13 protein-coding genes are annotated in these 13,211 nt (G+C 74.2%); 6 read left to right on the top strand and 7 right to left on the bottom strand.

Translation table 11 applies throughout. From position 1 onward, the window contains the following. Window positions 1-34: 34 nt before the first annotated feature. The 3 genes from RKE38_RS17755 to RKE38_RS17745 are packed head-to-tail and all read right to left on the bottom strand — an operon-like array spanning window position 35 to window position 1,874. Window positions 35-496 (bottom strand): OsmC family protein, encoded by a 462-nt coding sequence (locus RKE38_RS17755; protein WP_316008797.1) that lies wholly within the window; start codon window positions 494-496, stop codon window positions 35-37. Beyond that, complete coding sequence (locus RKE38_RS17750) at window positions 496-1,032, bottom strand: DUF1697 domain-containing protein (RefSeq protein ID WP_316008796.1); 537 nt, start codon at window positions 1,030-1,032, stop codon at window positions 496-498. Before RKE38_RS17750 ends, RKE38_RS17755 begins: the two co-directional genes overlap by 1 nt. Next, window positions 1,032-1,874, bottom strand: a complete 843-nt coding sequence (locus RKE38_RS17745; RefSeq protein ID WP_316008795.1) for a PhzF family phenazine biosynthesis protein — start codon at window positions 1,872-1,874, stop codon at window positions 1,032-1,034. The genes RKE38_RS17750 and RKE38_RS17745 overlap by 1 nt, the downstream gene beginning before the upstream one ends. Window positions 1,875-1,904: 30 nt before the next feature. Between RKE38_RS17745 and RKE38_RS17740 the strand changes: the two genes are divergently transcribed. Then, window positions 1,905-2,543, top strand: coding sequence for a histidine phosphatase family protein (locus RKE38_RS17740; protein WP_316008794.1), 639 nt, complete (start codon window positions 1,905-1,907; stop codon window positions 2,541-2,543). Window positions 2,544-2,548: 5 nt separating this feature from the next. Here RKE38_RS17740 and RKE38_RS17735 read toward each other — a convergent pair whose 3' ends face one another. Together RKE38_RS17735 and RKE38_RS17730 are read right to left on the bottom strand one after the other, a co-directional pair. Beyond that, window positions 2,549-3,199, bottom strand: coding sequence for an RES family NAD+ phosphorylase (locus tag RKE38_RS17735; protein ID WP_316008793.1), 651 nt, complete (start codon window positions 3,197-3,199; stop codon window positions 2,549-2,551). A 1-nt stretch (window position 3,200) separates the two neighbouring features. Continuing rightward, window positions 3,201-3,827 (bottom strand): hypothetical protein, encoded by a 627-nt coding sequence (locus RKE38_RS17730; protein ID WP_316008792.1) that lies wholly within the window; start codon window positions 3,825-3,827, stop codon window positions 3,201-3,203. 83 nt (window positions 3,828-3,910) lie between these two features. Here RKE38_RS17730 and RKE38_RS17725 point away from each other — a divergent pair, with 83 nt between their 5' ends. From RKE38_RS17725 to RKE38_RS17715, 3 genes are read left to right on the top strand one after another with little or no spacing between them, the layout of a single operon-like run. Further along, window positions 3,911-4,600: a hypothetical protein gene (locus RKE38_RS17725; RefSeq protein WP_316008791.1), complete on the top strand. Its 690-nt coding sequence runs from the start codon at window positions 3,911-3,913 to the stop codon at window positions 4,598-4,600. Further along, window positions 4,597-5,181 (top strand): hypothetical protein, encoded by a 585-nt coding sequence (locus tag RKE38_RS17720; RefSeq protein ID WP_316008790.1) that lies wholly within the window; start codon window positions 4,597-4,599, stop codon window positions 5,179-5,181. The genes RKE38_RS17725 and RKE38_RS17720 overlap by 4 nt, the downstream gene beginning before the upstream one ends. After that, window positions 5,178-5,816, top strand: coding sequence for a hypothetical protein (locus RKE38_RS17715; protein WP_316008789.1), 639 nt, complete (start codon window positions 5,178-5,180; stop codon window positions 5,814-5,816). The genes RKE38_RS17720 and RKE38_RS17715 overlap by 4 nt, the downstream gene beginning before the upstream one ends. Here RKE38_RS17715 and RKE38_RS17710 read toward each other — a convergent pair. Together RKE38_RS17710 and RKE38_RS17705 are read right to left on the bottom strand one after the other, a co-directional pair. Next, window positions 5,786-7,141 (bottom strand): hypothetical protein, encoded by a 1,356-nt coding sequence (locus tag RKE38_RS17710; RefSeq protein WP_316008788.1) that lies wholly within the window; start codon window positions 7,139-7,141, stop codon window positions 5,786-5,788. The genes RKE38_RS17715 and RKE38_RS17710 overlap by 31 nt on opposite strands. 127 nt (window positions 7,142-7,268) lie before the next feature. Next, window positions 7,269-8,750, bottom strand: coding sequence for a glutamate-cysteine ligase family protein (locus RKE38_RS17705; protein WP_316008787.1), 1,482 nt, complete (start codon window positions 8,748-8,750; stop codon window positions 7,269-7,271). A gap of 175 nt (window positions 8,751-8,925) precedes the next feature. Between RKE38_RS17705 and RKE38_RS17700 the strand changes: the two genes are divergently transcribed. After that, window positions 8,926-10,137, top strand: coding sequence for an exonuclease SbcCD subunit D (locus RKE38_RS17700; protein WP_316008786.1), 1,212 nt, complete (start codon window positions 8,926-8,928; stop codon window positions 10,135-10,137). Then, entirely contained in the window at window positions 10,134-13,211 is a 3,078-nt protein-coding gene (locus RKE38_RS17695) for an AAA family ATPase (RefSeq protein ID WP_316008785.1), read from the top strand. The genes RKE38_RS17700 and RKE38_RS17695 overlap by 4 nt, the downstream gene beginning before the upstream one ends.

Raw genomic sequence — 13,211 nt, 5'->3', positions numbered from 1 at the left:
CCGGCCGGCCCCCGGCCAGCCGGATACCGACCAGCTAGGAGTCTGCCAGACCGGCGTCGATGGGCGTGCCGTGCGCGACGGTGCGGCTGACCGTGCACAACCGCTCCTCGGACATCTGGATCGCCTTGGGCAGCATCTCGCGGGCCCGGTCTCCGTCCGGCCCCTCGGGGAACGTCACGGAGAAGCGGACCGTCAGGCCCTCCATCCGGTTGGTCCCCTGCTCGTCGCGGATCTTGTCTCCCTCGGACGTCACGGTGAAGGTGACGGGCTCGGCCCGCTTGGCCGTGATGAAGTCGACGTCGACGGCCGAGCAGCCGGCGATCGCGGTCAGGAGCAGCTCGACCGGTGTGAAGTCCGCGGTGTCGCCACCACCGATCCGCATCGTGCCGCCGCGCACGTTGGTCACGTCGAACACGCCCTTGGACACGCGCTCCATGCTCACGCTGCGGTGGCCCAGACCGGTGCCGCCGGTCTTCTCACTCGTCTCCTGCGCCATCAGGCACCCCATTTCTCAGCGATCGCCCGCACCACGGTCATGTTGCGGGCCGTTCCGTCCACTCCAGCGATCTTCTCCAGCAGGGCATTCCCGAGCCTGGCCTCGTGGAAGGGGCCACCGATCTCGAGCAGCACCTCCTTGCCGAGGACGAACGCACGCTCCTTGCTCTCGTCCCACTCCTCCAGCCGCCTGCGCGCCGCAGCGGCAGGGGCGTCGGCGAGGAAGGAGACATAGCGCGACGACCCCTCCCACACCGCCGGTATGCCGTCGACCTCCTCGACGAGGGCGCGGACCTGCGTGCGGGTGCGCGCCATCGACACGATGTCAAAGCCGGCGTGGGCGCTGAGGCACGTGCTGACCGCGGCCTCCACCTTGGCCGCGCTGCGCATGTTCGTCCCGAGCAGGAAGTTGCCGGTCTGGATGTGCGACTCGACGTCCGCGAACCCGCTGTCGGACAACGCGTCCCGGGCCTCCGCCATGGTGAGCTTGCGCTTGCCGACGTTGACGGCGCGCAGGAAGACGACGAACTCGGGCATCAGAGGACCACCTCTCCCCCGCCGACCTCGTGCACCAGCCCTCCGACACGCACCGTGCCGACCTCGTCGACGCCCAGCCGCAGAGTGGAGGGACGGGACACCTGCTCGCCCTGGCTGACCTCCCACGACCCCGTGGTGCCCTGGGCGGCGAACCAGGCCCCGAGGTTGGAGCACGCCGACCCCGTCGCGGGATCCTCCGCCAGCGAGGAGCCGTCGCTGAGCAGCGCCCGGGCGAGGATCGTCCCCGGGCCGGTCCGCGCCCACACGTAGACGAGGGCCTCCCCGCTGCGGCCCATCCCGGCATACCTGGGGAACGCGGTGGGGACCACCCGCGCACGCCGCACGGCGTCCGCGTCGGCGACGGGGGCGATGACCTGGGTCGTGCCCACCGACACCTGCTGCGCCGGCGCGACCAGGTCCCCGGGTTCGAGCGACAGCGCAGCGGCGAGGTCGGCGAGGTCGAGGTCGGCCTCGACCCGGCCGGGGTTGGCCGTCAGCGTCCAGGTGTCGCCGGACGCCTGGACGGGGATGACGCCGGCCGGCATCGACAGACCGAGGCGGTCGCCGCCGAGGCCCAGCGCCCGGGCCACGTGCGCCGTGCCGAGCGTCGGGTGCCCGGCGAAGGGCATCTCGTAGGCCGTGGTGAAGATCCGCACCCCCGCGTCGGCACCGTCGGCAGGCGGCACGACGAAGGTCGTCTCCGAGAGGTTGAACTGGCGGGCCAGGGCGAGCATCTGGTCGTCCGACAGCCCGGATCCGTCCTCGAAGACGCACAGCGGGTTGCCCGAGAACGGGTCTCCCTCCCGGGCGAACACGTTGAGCAGGCGGTACCGCAGTCGCATGGGGCCACTGTGTCAGAGAGACTGCGCGGTGTGACCACGCGACCGTTGAACCCGCCGACTCCCGAGGGCCGGCTCGTCCTGCTGCGCCACGGGGAGACCGAGTGGTCGAGGTCCGGCCAGCACACCGGGCGCACCGACATCCCCCTGACGGGGCACGGTGAGGAGCTGGCGCAGGCCTCGGGGCGGCTGCTGACCGGCTACCGGTTCGTGCTCGCCCTGAGCTCGCCGCTGGAGCGGGCGCGCCGGACGGCGGAGCTCGCCGGCCTGAGCCCCGAGGTCGACGACGACCTGCTCGAGTGGGACTACGGGGCCTACGAGGGCCTCACCACGCCTCAGATCCGCGAGCAGCTCGGCTACGACTGGAGCATCTTCGAGGACGGCGTGGTGAGCGGGGACACCCCGGGCGAGACGGTCGAGGAGGTCGCCGCCCGCGCCTCGCGCGTCGTCCGGCGCGCCGTCGGAGCCCTGCACGAGGGCGACGTCGCGCTCGTCGGGCACGGCCACTGCCTGCGGGTCCTCGCCACGGTGTTCCTGCGGCGCGAGCCCCGGATGGGGGCCCAGCTGCTGCTCGACGCGGGGTCGGTCAGCGTCCTGGAGTACGAGCGCGAGCAGCCGGCGATCCGGGTCTGGAACCACGGACCGGCCGTCCGGGCTCAGCACCCGTCCTGACCGCGTTAGTCGTCAGCCTGGCCAAGCCGCGTCGTGCGGGTCCTGGGCGGCCGCACCACGGTGAGGTCCGCCAGCCGTGGCGGGGCCAGCGACACGGGCACCCCCTCGACCGCGACGGCCTGCACCGGCGCGGGGTCGACCGGCCGGTCGGCGGCGCCGGCCGGACCGAACAGCCCCACCGCGCTCGCCTCCCCGGGCGTGAACCTCGGCCCGTAGGCCACCCCGCCCAGGCCCGCGTCGTCGAACGCTCGCGCCCACGCCTGGGGCACGGCATACGGGACCATGCTCTCGAGCTCGCGGGTGACCCCGAAGTCGCCGGCCTCGCGGGACTGCACGTCGGCGACCTCGGTCGGCGCGGGGACGTGCAGGGTCGACACGAGCACCTCCTCGAGCAGCGACGCCGGCACCTCCCGCCGACCGCCGAGGACGGGGCCGAGCCGCTCGCGCACGGCGCTGCAGGGGTCGAGCGCGAGGTAGCAGGTGCCGCGCGGGGCGGTCAGGTCGAACCGCCCTCCCCCGTCGTTGCCGAACCACCACGGACCGCGGTCGGCCCGGTGGGCGCGGAAGAGGTCCGTCGCCCGCGTCAGGCGCCGGGTGGGGAAGCCGTCGAGCGATCCCGACGGGCGTCCCTGGGCCGATCGCTGCCGGTCCGCCACGTCAGGCGGCCCACCGGGCGGCGTCCGCGGCCGCCGCGGAGGCGACCCGCGCGACCGCTGCGGCGGACGACCGGTGGACCACCAGGTAGTCGACTGCGCTCTCGCCGTCGAACACCTCGCTCGGGGTGGTGAGCCACGTGCCGGTCACCCAGCCGTCGAGCCCCGCCCTGGTGAAGGCTCCGACCGCCTCCTGCACCCCCGGTCGCACCTGGCCGGTGCGGCCGAACTGCAACGAGGGGTAGACGAGGTGACCGTCGGCGGTGCGGCAGGCGAGCACGGTGCCGCGGCGCACGCGGTCGAAGAGCGCCTGCCGCGAGATGCCGAGCCACGAGACGAGCCCCGTCGTGTCGTAGAACGGCGCGAGCGGCTGGTCCAGGGGGTGCACCGTCGGCAGTGCCGCGACCATGCGGTCGGCGAGGTCCTCGACCTGGGCGAGGTCCAGGCGGCGTCCCTGCGCGACGAGGCCACGGGCCCGCTCCTCCACCCGGCGGCGCACCTCGGCGAGGAGCACGTCGACGGAGTCGGCGTCGACGGCCTCCCCCGCCGTCGCGGGCGTGGGCTGGTCCGTCGACGCCGTGGTCGGGGCCGCCGCCGGGCCCGAGGTCGATCGGGTGGTCGTCCTGGCCATGTGTGCCTCACCTCGTGCGTCAAGGGTGTCAAGGTATGAGGTCAAGCCTACCCCGCCGCTCCGACGTCGCTAGCATGGCGCCCGTGGGGATCGAGGGGGAACAGGACCCGGGTGCGCCCACGCGCCCGGACCGGTGGGGTGCGGCACGTCGGTGGCTGGCGACGGTGACGGTCCGGCAGTGGCTGCTCGGCGCCTTCCTCGTGGTCCTGCTCGCCTCCACCCCGTTCGGGGGGCTGCGGGCCCAGCGGGCCGAGGCCACCCCCGCGCTGGAGCTCGGGAAGGCGGCGGCCGTCGAGCCCTTCCGCTTCACGGTGACCAAGGTCCGCGAGGGGAACGACCTCGGCGTGGCCCAGGCCCCGAAGATCGACGGGCGCTACCTCGTCGTCTTCGCGACCGTCTCGAGCACCGACGGCGAGCGCTCGGTGCCCCAGTTCTCCGCCCTGCGCGAGCTGCTGCGGATCGAGGGTGTCCCGGGCGTGACGCGCGCCTACGGCTCCCGGCCCGAGGCCGTGAGCGACGACCTCGAGCCCGACACGATCCTCGTCGCCGACGACGCCCAGCCCATGGGCGACCTGGCCCCCGGCCTCACGTACCGGCTGGCGTTCGTGTGGCGCCAGGCCCCCGGGCAGCCGCTCCCCGCCACGCTGCGGGTCGCGGCCTACCGCCACACCTACCGCCAGGCCTCGATCGACGACACGGTCGACTGGCGCGACCCCACCCGTGCCGCCGTGGGCACCTTCCCGGTCCTGCCGTACCAGAAGGCGGCGTCATGAGGCTGCCCCGCCCGAGCAGGGCCCAGCTGGGCGCCGGCGCCCTCGTCCTCGCCGCGCTGTCCCTGGGACGCGTCGTCACCGAGTGGCTCCCGGAGGGCCCGTCCCCGGTGCGACCGTTCGAGCGCGCCACCACCGTGGGTCACCCCGCCCACCTGCGGTATGCCGACGTCGTCGTCTCGCGCGTCGACGGCGGTCGGCAGCTGTCCACCACGACCGAGGCGATGCTCTCCCCCGACCTCTGGGTGACGGTCGAGGCGGAGGTGACCCCGACCCTGGACAACACGGCGTTCGGCTGGGCCGAGCTGCGGGACGGCCGCGGCCGCGTCGTCAGCCTCGGCACCCGCAACGTGCTGCGCTGCGAGCTGACCAACCCCGGCATACCCGGCCACTGCATCACCGCGTTCGAGGTGGACCACGACGCGCTGCCCGGGTCACACCTGGTCCTCGGCCGCTCCGCGGACGACCAGCGCGGCGACGACCAGGCGGTGGTCGACCTCGGCATCACGCGTGCGGACGTGGCGCAGTGGCGGGCCCGCACCACCCCCGTCGAGCTCGCCCTGCCCGAGGAGGACGCCCGATGAGCCGCCTGGCGCCCCGCCGGCGCACGGTCCTCACCGTCGCAGCCATCCCGGTCGCCCTCGTGGCCGCCCTCGGCGCCACCAGCCAGCGGGCGGTGGACCGCTGGTGGCCGAGCTTCCCGCACGAGCGCCTCCCCGCGGCCGCCGACGGCTCGGTCCACCTGCGGGACACCCTGACCGACGCCAAGGGGGCGCACCCGCGTGAGGTGACCATGCGGCTGGTGTCGCTCGAACCGGTGACGGACTACCGCGAGGGCCCGGGCGCGAAGTCCCAGCCCGTCACCCTGCCGCCAGGTCAGCAGATGTGGCGCCTGTCGGTGCACTTCGCGGCCGACCCCGACACGGTCCTGGGCGCCTGCTTCGTCAGGGTCCGGGACGGCGCCGGACGCGAGTACGTCCCCGGCGTCGCACGCGCGGTCAAGGACGTGCTGGCGTACACCAGCTGCACGCCGCCGGGCGCCCCCGGGCCGATGCCGGCGCTGTCCAGGGACGAGCCCGCCACACCGGCGGACCCGGCCCGGCCGGCCGAGTACGACCGCTGGTACCCGGTGATCATGCCCTCGGGCGTGCGCCCCACCGCGGTGCGCGTGTGGTTCGACACGCCGCGCTACGCCGAGTTCCCCGTCACCGGCTCCTGAGCCACGCCGGCCGGCGCGGTCGTCGCCGGCGGCGCCGCTGGATCGACCTCCTGCTCGTCCTCGAGGTGGCCGAGGATGCGGTCCACGGCGGCACCGAGGAGCACGACGAGGACGACCGTGTACGCCCCCCGGCTCACCACCGAGAGGTATGGCGACAGGGTGAGGGCGTCCCGGAAGTCACGGGGTCCCACGACGAGGCGCAGCAGCTCGGCGACCCCGACCTCGACCTGGCGGCTCAGCAGGAAGACGAGGCAGAACAGCAGCATCGGCGCCAGGCCGGCCAGGGCCAGCAGCCGGATCCCGTTGGTGAGGGCGGAGAAACGTCCCCGGAAGTTCGCAGTCGCCTCGCGGCCGGCCCGCCGCACGGGCGCGGGGAGCCGCTGCACGCCGCGCTGCCACGGTCGGGGTGCACCTGGCGCGACCGGTGTCGCCGAGGAGCCCGCGGGGCCCGAGCCGGCCGCGGGCACGGTCGGCGCCGCGACCGGCTTCCTCCTGTCCAGGGACCGGCCGTAGACCACCGCGCCGACGGTGAGCCAGGCGATCGGCACGACGATGATGGCGTCGGCCTTGCCGAGGGCGCCCCAGAGCCACTGCGCCGTCGCGTCCACGGGGTGGCCCACCGGTCCCAGTGCCGCGACGAGGTCGGCCCACCGGTCGAGCAGCCAGCCGGTGAGGGCGCGCGTGCGCACCCACTCCTCGACGCCGCTGGTGAAGTTGCCCAGCCGCTTGGCGAGCAGCCAGACCCAGAGGACCTCGACGTAGGCGGCGAACAGTCCCCAGCCGACAGCCTTCTGCGGAAGGTCGAACCGGTCGAGCAGCCAGCGCACGAGCAGTGCCCCCGCCACGATCCCCGCCAGGGCCGCGCCGCTGGCGATGTTGGTGCGGTCGACGTTGAAGGCGGCCCCGCCCAGGCCTCCGGCCCGCTCGAGCAGCTCGTCGCTCGTCGCCGCGTTGAGGAAGGCGCGGGTGTCCTCCGCGAGGTACTGCTGGGACACGTAGACGGTGAGGAAGGGCACCAGGGTGCTCGCGAGCAGTGTCAGCCGACCCATCCGCGGCGGCTGGATGTGCGCCAGCGACGGGGTGAGCGAGCGCAGCATGAGGATGAGTGCGGTGAGGGTGGCCAGCGGGACCAGCGGCAGCACGAACGCGGCACTGGTCGAGTGCTTCTCGCTCAGCCAGACGCAGAACCACAGGATGCCGTTGTGCGCCGCCGCACCGAGCAGGTAGGTCAGGACGAGCACCGGCCAGTGCCGTGCGAGCAGCACCGCGGCGCGGACCAGGACGGCGCCGGTGTCCCCGAGCGCCCCTGCGAGTCTCCCCCTCACGGCGCACGATCCTAGGGGCACGAACCCCCGAGCGGGGACCGACGGGTCGGGGCAGCGGACACGCCACGAGGTGCCAGGGCGTCGGCCGCTGCCCTGAGGCCTCAAGGCAACGGCCGGCCCCGAGGTCTCAGGGCAGCGGCCAGGTGTGGACCGGGTCGTTGCTGTGCATGTGCCCGGCATACACCCGCAGCATCTCGGCGAGCGCGCTCTGGCGGTCCATCCCCCGCTCCTGCAGGCGCGCCACGGCGTCGGTCTGCCATGTGGCGCCGTTGGTCGAGGTCGTGCACCGGCCCTCGATGACCGACAGGTACCGGTCGCGGACCTTCTGCGAGACCCCCCACTCGGCGAGCCCCTCGTGGGCCATCGGCAGCAGGTGGCGCAGGACGAGCTCCTCGGCGCGGACCTCGCCGAACCCCGGCCAGTAGAGCCGGGACTCGATGCCGTCACGGGCGGCGCTGTGGAAGTTCTGCTCTGCAGCGGCGAAGCTCATCTTCGTCCACACCGGGCGGTCGTCCGAGGCGAGCTTGCGCATCACGCCGTAGTAGAAAGCCGCGTTCGCGAGGACGTCGACGAGGGTCGGACCGGCCGGCAGCACGCGGTTCTCGACCCGCAGGTGCGGCGTGCCGTCGACGATGTCGTAGATCGGGCGGTTCCAGCGGTAGACCGTGCCGTTGTGCAGCCGCAGCTCGGCCAGCGCGGGCGCCTCCCCCGCCTCGAGCTTGGCGACCGGGTCCTCGTCGGAGACCTCCGCCAGCAGCGCCGGGAAGTACCGCACGTTCTCCTCGAACAGGTCGAAGATCGAGGTGATCCAGCGCTCGCCGAAGAAGACCCGAGGCCGCACACCCTGGTTCTTCAGCTCGATGCTGCGCGTGTCGGTGGCCTGGCTGAACAGCTCGATGCGGGTCTCGGCGTGCAGCCGCTGCCCGAAGAAGAACGGGCTGTTCGCGGCGAGGGCGATCTGCGGGGCGACGAGCGCCTGCGCGGCGTTCCAGTGCGCGGCGAAGTCCTGCGGCGAGACCTGGAGGTGCAGCTGCACGCTGGTGCACGCGGACTCCGGCGCGATCGAGTCGCAGTAGGTCGCGACCCGCTCCCCCGTCGGCCCCTCGATGTCGAGGTAGATGTCCTCGCCCCGGGCGTAGAAGATCGAGTCGTTCAGCGCGGTGTAGCGGTTGTTGGCGCTGATCCACTCGCCCTCGAAGTGCTCGGGCATGATCGTCGGCAAGATGCCGACGGCGACGATGTGCGCCCCGCGCTTCTCCGCGGCCGCGCTGGCGGCGTTGAGCGAGGACCGCATCTCCTCCTCGAGCTCGATGGCCGAGTCGCCGGGCAGCGGGCGGGGCGGGACGTTGAGCTCGATGTTGTAGCGCGCGAGCTCGGTCTGGTAGCCCGGGTCGGCGATCTCCTCGAGGACCTCGGCGTTGGCGAACTTGGGCCGGTAGTCGCCGTCGACGAGGTTGAGCTCGATCTCCATGCCGGTCATCGGGCGCTCGAACTCGAAGACGCTCTGCGCGAGCATCCGCTCGAACACATCGAGGTTCTGGCGAACCTTCTCGCGGTAGCGCTGGCGCTGCTCGCGGCTGTAGCTCTGCGCCGTCACCTCTTCGCCCACTGCTGACCTCCTGTGCGGTGCGGCACGCGGTGCGTGCGGATGCGGCGTGTCGCCCTCTGCTGACACGACCCAACCACAGGCGGAGCGGCCCTGCCACCACCGCCTCACGATCCCCGGGCGAGGCACGCCGAGGCACCTCACCGACGGTGTCGGCGCGCCCTCCTACCCTGCTGGTGTGCGGTTCCTCCACACCTCCGACTGGCACCTGGGGCGCTCGTTCCACCAGGTGGGGCTGCTCGACGCCCAGGCGGGGTTCGTCGACTCCCTCGTCGAGGTCGTGCGCACCGAGTCCGTCGACGCGGTGCTCGTCTCGGGCGACGTGTACGACCGCGCCATGCCCTCCCCCGACACGGTGCGCCTGCTGTCCGAGGCAGTCACCCGCCTCGTCGACGCCGGCGCCCAGGTGGTGCTGTCGAGCGGCAACCACGACTCCGCGATCCGCCTCGGCTTCGCCAGCGACCTGCTCGCGCGCGCCGGGCTGCACATCGGCTCCTCGCTGGCGTCGGTCGGCACCCCCGTGGTCGTCGACGGCGTCGCGGTCTACCCGCTCCCCTACCTCGAGCCGTCCGTCGCGGCAGAGCCGCTGGGCGCGTCCGACCGCACCCACGCGGGGGTGCTCGGGTCGGCGATGGCCCGGGTCCGTGCCGACCTCGAGTCCCGTGGGCTGCCGGGTGTGGTGATGGCGCACGCGTTCGTCAGCGGCGGCGCGACCAGCGACTCCGAGCGCGACATCTCCGTGGGCGGCGTCAGCGCAGTGCCGCCGTCCGTCTTCGACGGTGCCGCGTATGCCGCGCTGGGTCACCTCCACGGACGCCAGCAGGTGGCCGAGACCGTCCGGTACAGCGGCTCGCCGGTGGCGCTGTCGTTCAGCGAGTGGCGGCACGCCAAGGGTTCGTGGCTCGTCGACCTCGACACGGCCACGGGTGCCGTCGAGGTCGAGCACGTGGAGGCACCCGTCCACCGCGAGCTGGCCGTGCTGCGCGGCGACCTCGACGAGCTGCTGCTCGACCCGCGCCTCACCCCCGCCGAGCGTGCCTGGTGCCAGGTGACGCTCACCGACCCGGTGCGGCCCCTCGGCGCGATGGAGCAGCTGCGCCGCCGGTTCCCGCACACCCTGGTCCTGCAGTTCGACCCGCAGGGCGCGGCGGTTCCGGTCCGCAGCTACACCGAGCGCACCGCCGCCGAGGACCCCGTCGACGTGTGCTGCGACTTCCTCGGCCACGTCCGTGCCGGGGCGGCCGCGAGCGAGGACGAGCGGGCGCTGCTGCTCGAGGCGGTCGAGGCCGTCCGCCTCGACCGGGGCCTGCGCGAGGACGAGGGCCGCGCCGACGTCGGTGCTGAGCGGTCGGCCGAGGGACCCGCCGGCCGCCGGGCGGGGGCGGCATGAGGCTGCACCGCCTGTCGGTCACGGCGTTCGGCCCCTTCGCGGGCACCGTCGAGGTCGACCTGGACGCCGTGTCCGAGGGCGGCCTGTTCCTGATCCGCGGGGCCACCGGTGCAGGCAAGACCAGCCTTCTCGACGCCATCGCCTTCGCGCTGTATGCCGACGTGCCGGGGGCCCGGACGAAGAAGGGGCTGCACAGCGACCACGCCGAGCGGGGCGCCGTGCCGCTCGTCTCGCTCGAGCTGACGGCGGGCGGCCGACGCCTGCGCATCGAGCGCTCGCCGGAGTTCCGCCGGCCGAAGGCCCGTGGCCGGGGTGAGGTCTCGGTGCCGGCCAAGGCGACCCTGCACGAGCTGCGCGACGGCTCCTGGGAGGCGCTCAGCTCCCGCCACGACGAGATCGCCGAGGTCGTGGCGGACGTGCTGGGCATGGGGCTGGAGCAGTTCAGCAAGGTCGTGCTGCTCCCCCAGGGCGACTTCGCCGCCTTCCTGCGCGCCTCCCCGGAGGAGCGTCGCGCGCTGCTGGAGCGGCTGTTCGACGTCACCGGGTACGTCGGCATCGAGGACTGGTTCGCCGACCAGCGCAAGGCTGCTGCCGGCACCGTCGAGACAGCACGGTCCGCCCTCTCGGCCGCGCTGACCGTGCTGGGCGAGCACCTCGTCGGCGCGCCGTCCGACATCACGGCCGACCTCCCGGACTGGGGTGCGCTGTCACCGCGCGAGCTGGAGGAGGCCCTGCAGGCGCTCGAGGCGGCGGTCGAGGGGTGGGTGGCCGCCTCGATGGCCGACCTCGACGCCGCACGCATCGCCGGCTCCCGAGCCGTGGCGGCGCACACCTCGGCCCAGGACCTGGCCAGGCTGCAGCAGCGTGGCGAGGCGGCGCGGTGCGAGCTCGCCGCCCTCGAGGACGAGGCAGGCGCCCACGACCGGGACACCGTTGCCCTCGACCGTGCCCTGCGTGCGCGGGCGGTGTCCGGCGACCTCACCGCCCTGGCCCGAGCGGCCGCGACAGTCGCCGACGCGCGTGCCGTGCTGGACACGACCGCGGTGCCGGTGGCAGCGCTCGGGCTTGCCGACCGGTCGGAGGACGCCCTGCGGCGCGCGCTGGAGCAGCTCGGGACCTGCGGCGACCACCTGGTCGACGCTATGCACCTCGCGGACGACCTTGAGCAGGCCCGGTCCGAGCGCGCCGAGGTCGACTCGCGGCTCCAGCGCAGTACGGCACGACTGGCCGAGCTGGCCGGGAAGCGCGCCCGCCTCGCCACGGGTGTGGCCACGGCGCGCGAACGCGTCACAGAGCTCGAGCAGGCGCGCGAGGACCTCGGCCCGGCGCGGGCGGTGCTCGACGCCGCCGGGGACGCCCTGCGCCGCCGCAGGGCGTGCGACGCCGCCACCACGCAGCTCACCGCCCTCCAAGACGACCTGCGCGCAGCACGCGACCACGAGCAGGCGCTGCGCGACACCTACCAGCAGCGGCGTGAGGCGCGGCTCGACGGCATGGCGGCCGAGCTCGCCGCCCGCCTCGCCGACGGGGCTCGCTGTCCGGTCTGCGGGTCCGTGGAGCACCCCGCCCCGGCCAGGTCGGCGGACCCGGTCAGTGCCGACGACGTCGAGACGGCCGAGTCCCGCTGGCGAGAGGCGCAGCAGGCGTCCACGGCCCTCCAGGTCCGGATCGCGTCGGTGGAGGCCGTCGTGGCCCAGCACACCGAGGCACTCGCGGGGCACCCCGGCACGGCCGAGGAGCTCGCTGCGGAGGCGGACCGCGCCGCGGAGGCGGTGTCCGTCCTGCAGGCCCGCGCGGCCGAGCTCGAGGGCGCCCGGCAGCAGGTCATGACGCTCGAGGAGGAGGGCACCGCGCTGGCCGACCAGGAGGGGTGGCTGCGCGAGACGGTGTCCGCGGCGAAGGCCTCCCTCACCGACCTCGACCGACGGCTGTCCGAGGGCCTCACCCGCTACCTCGAGGCTGTTGGCGGCCACGACCAGCTCTGCCCGTGCGCGACACCGGTCGGGAGCGACGGCTCGGCGACCCCGGGCCCGGACCGCGCGGCCCTCACCGCCACCGCGACGGCGCACCGTCGAGCGGTCGACGACCTCGTGGCCCACGTCGACGCGGCGGCACGGTTGCACGAGCGGGCCGCCGAGCACTCGGAGGTCACCGCGTCCACGGCGGCAGCGCTCTCGGAGCACGGCTTCGCCGATGCCGCCGAGGCAAGGGGCGCCCTGCTCGACGCGGGCACGGTGGCCGAGCTCACGCAGGCAACCCGCACCCACGAGCGCCGGCTCGCGGTCGCCACCGCCACGCTGGCCGAGCCCGAGGTCGCTGCCGCGCTGGAGCAGCCCGCACCCGACCTCGTGGCCCTCGAAGAGGCCCGGACGGCGGCCGCGGAGGCCCTGTCGGCGGCCACGTCGGCCGACACCCTGGCCCGTGCCATGCTGGCGAACGTGCGTCGGGCCCGAGCCACCGTGACCGCGCACAGCGAGCAGCTCGGTGAGGCCGTGGTCCGTCACGACGTGCTGCGCGACCTCGCCGACACCGTGGCCGGACTCGGGCCCAACAACGCCCTGCGGATGCGCCTGTCCGCCTTCGTCCTGGCCGCCCGCCTCGAGAAGGTCGCCGCGCTGGCCAACGAGCGACTGCGTTCCATGGGTGACGGCCGCTACCTCCTGCGGCACACCGACGGGCTGGCCGCCAGGGGTGCTCGCAGCGGCCTCGGCCTGGAGGTCCTCGACCAGTGGACCGGCCAGGCCCGGGCCACCACCTCGCTGTCGGGCGGCGAGTCCTTCATGGCCTCGCTCGCGCTGGCCCTGGGGCTCGCCGACGCCGTGCGCGAGGAGTCCGGCGGGTTCGAGCTCCAGACGCTGTTCGTCGACGAGGGTTTCGGGACGCTGGACGACGACAGCCTCGAGCAGGTCATGGACGTGCTCGACGGCCTGCGCGAGGGCGGCCGTGCGGTCGGGGTCGTGAGCCACGTGGCCGAGCTGCGCACCCGCATCGCCAGCCAGGTGGAGGTCGTCAAGACCGAGCGCGGGTCGACCGTGCGGCTGCGCGGCACGGCCGACTCCGCCGCCGTCGCCTGA

Source organism: Phycicoccus sp. M110.8, from assembly GCF_032464895.1.
Lineage (GTDB): Bacteria > Actinomycetota > Actinomycetes > Actinomycetales > Dermatophilaceae > Pedococcus.
This window is presented reverse-complemented; position numbering and strand designations above follow the sequence as displayed.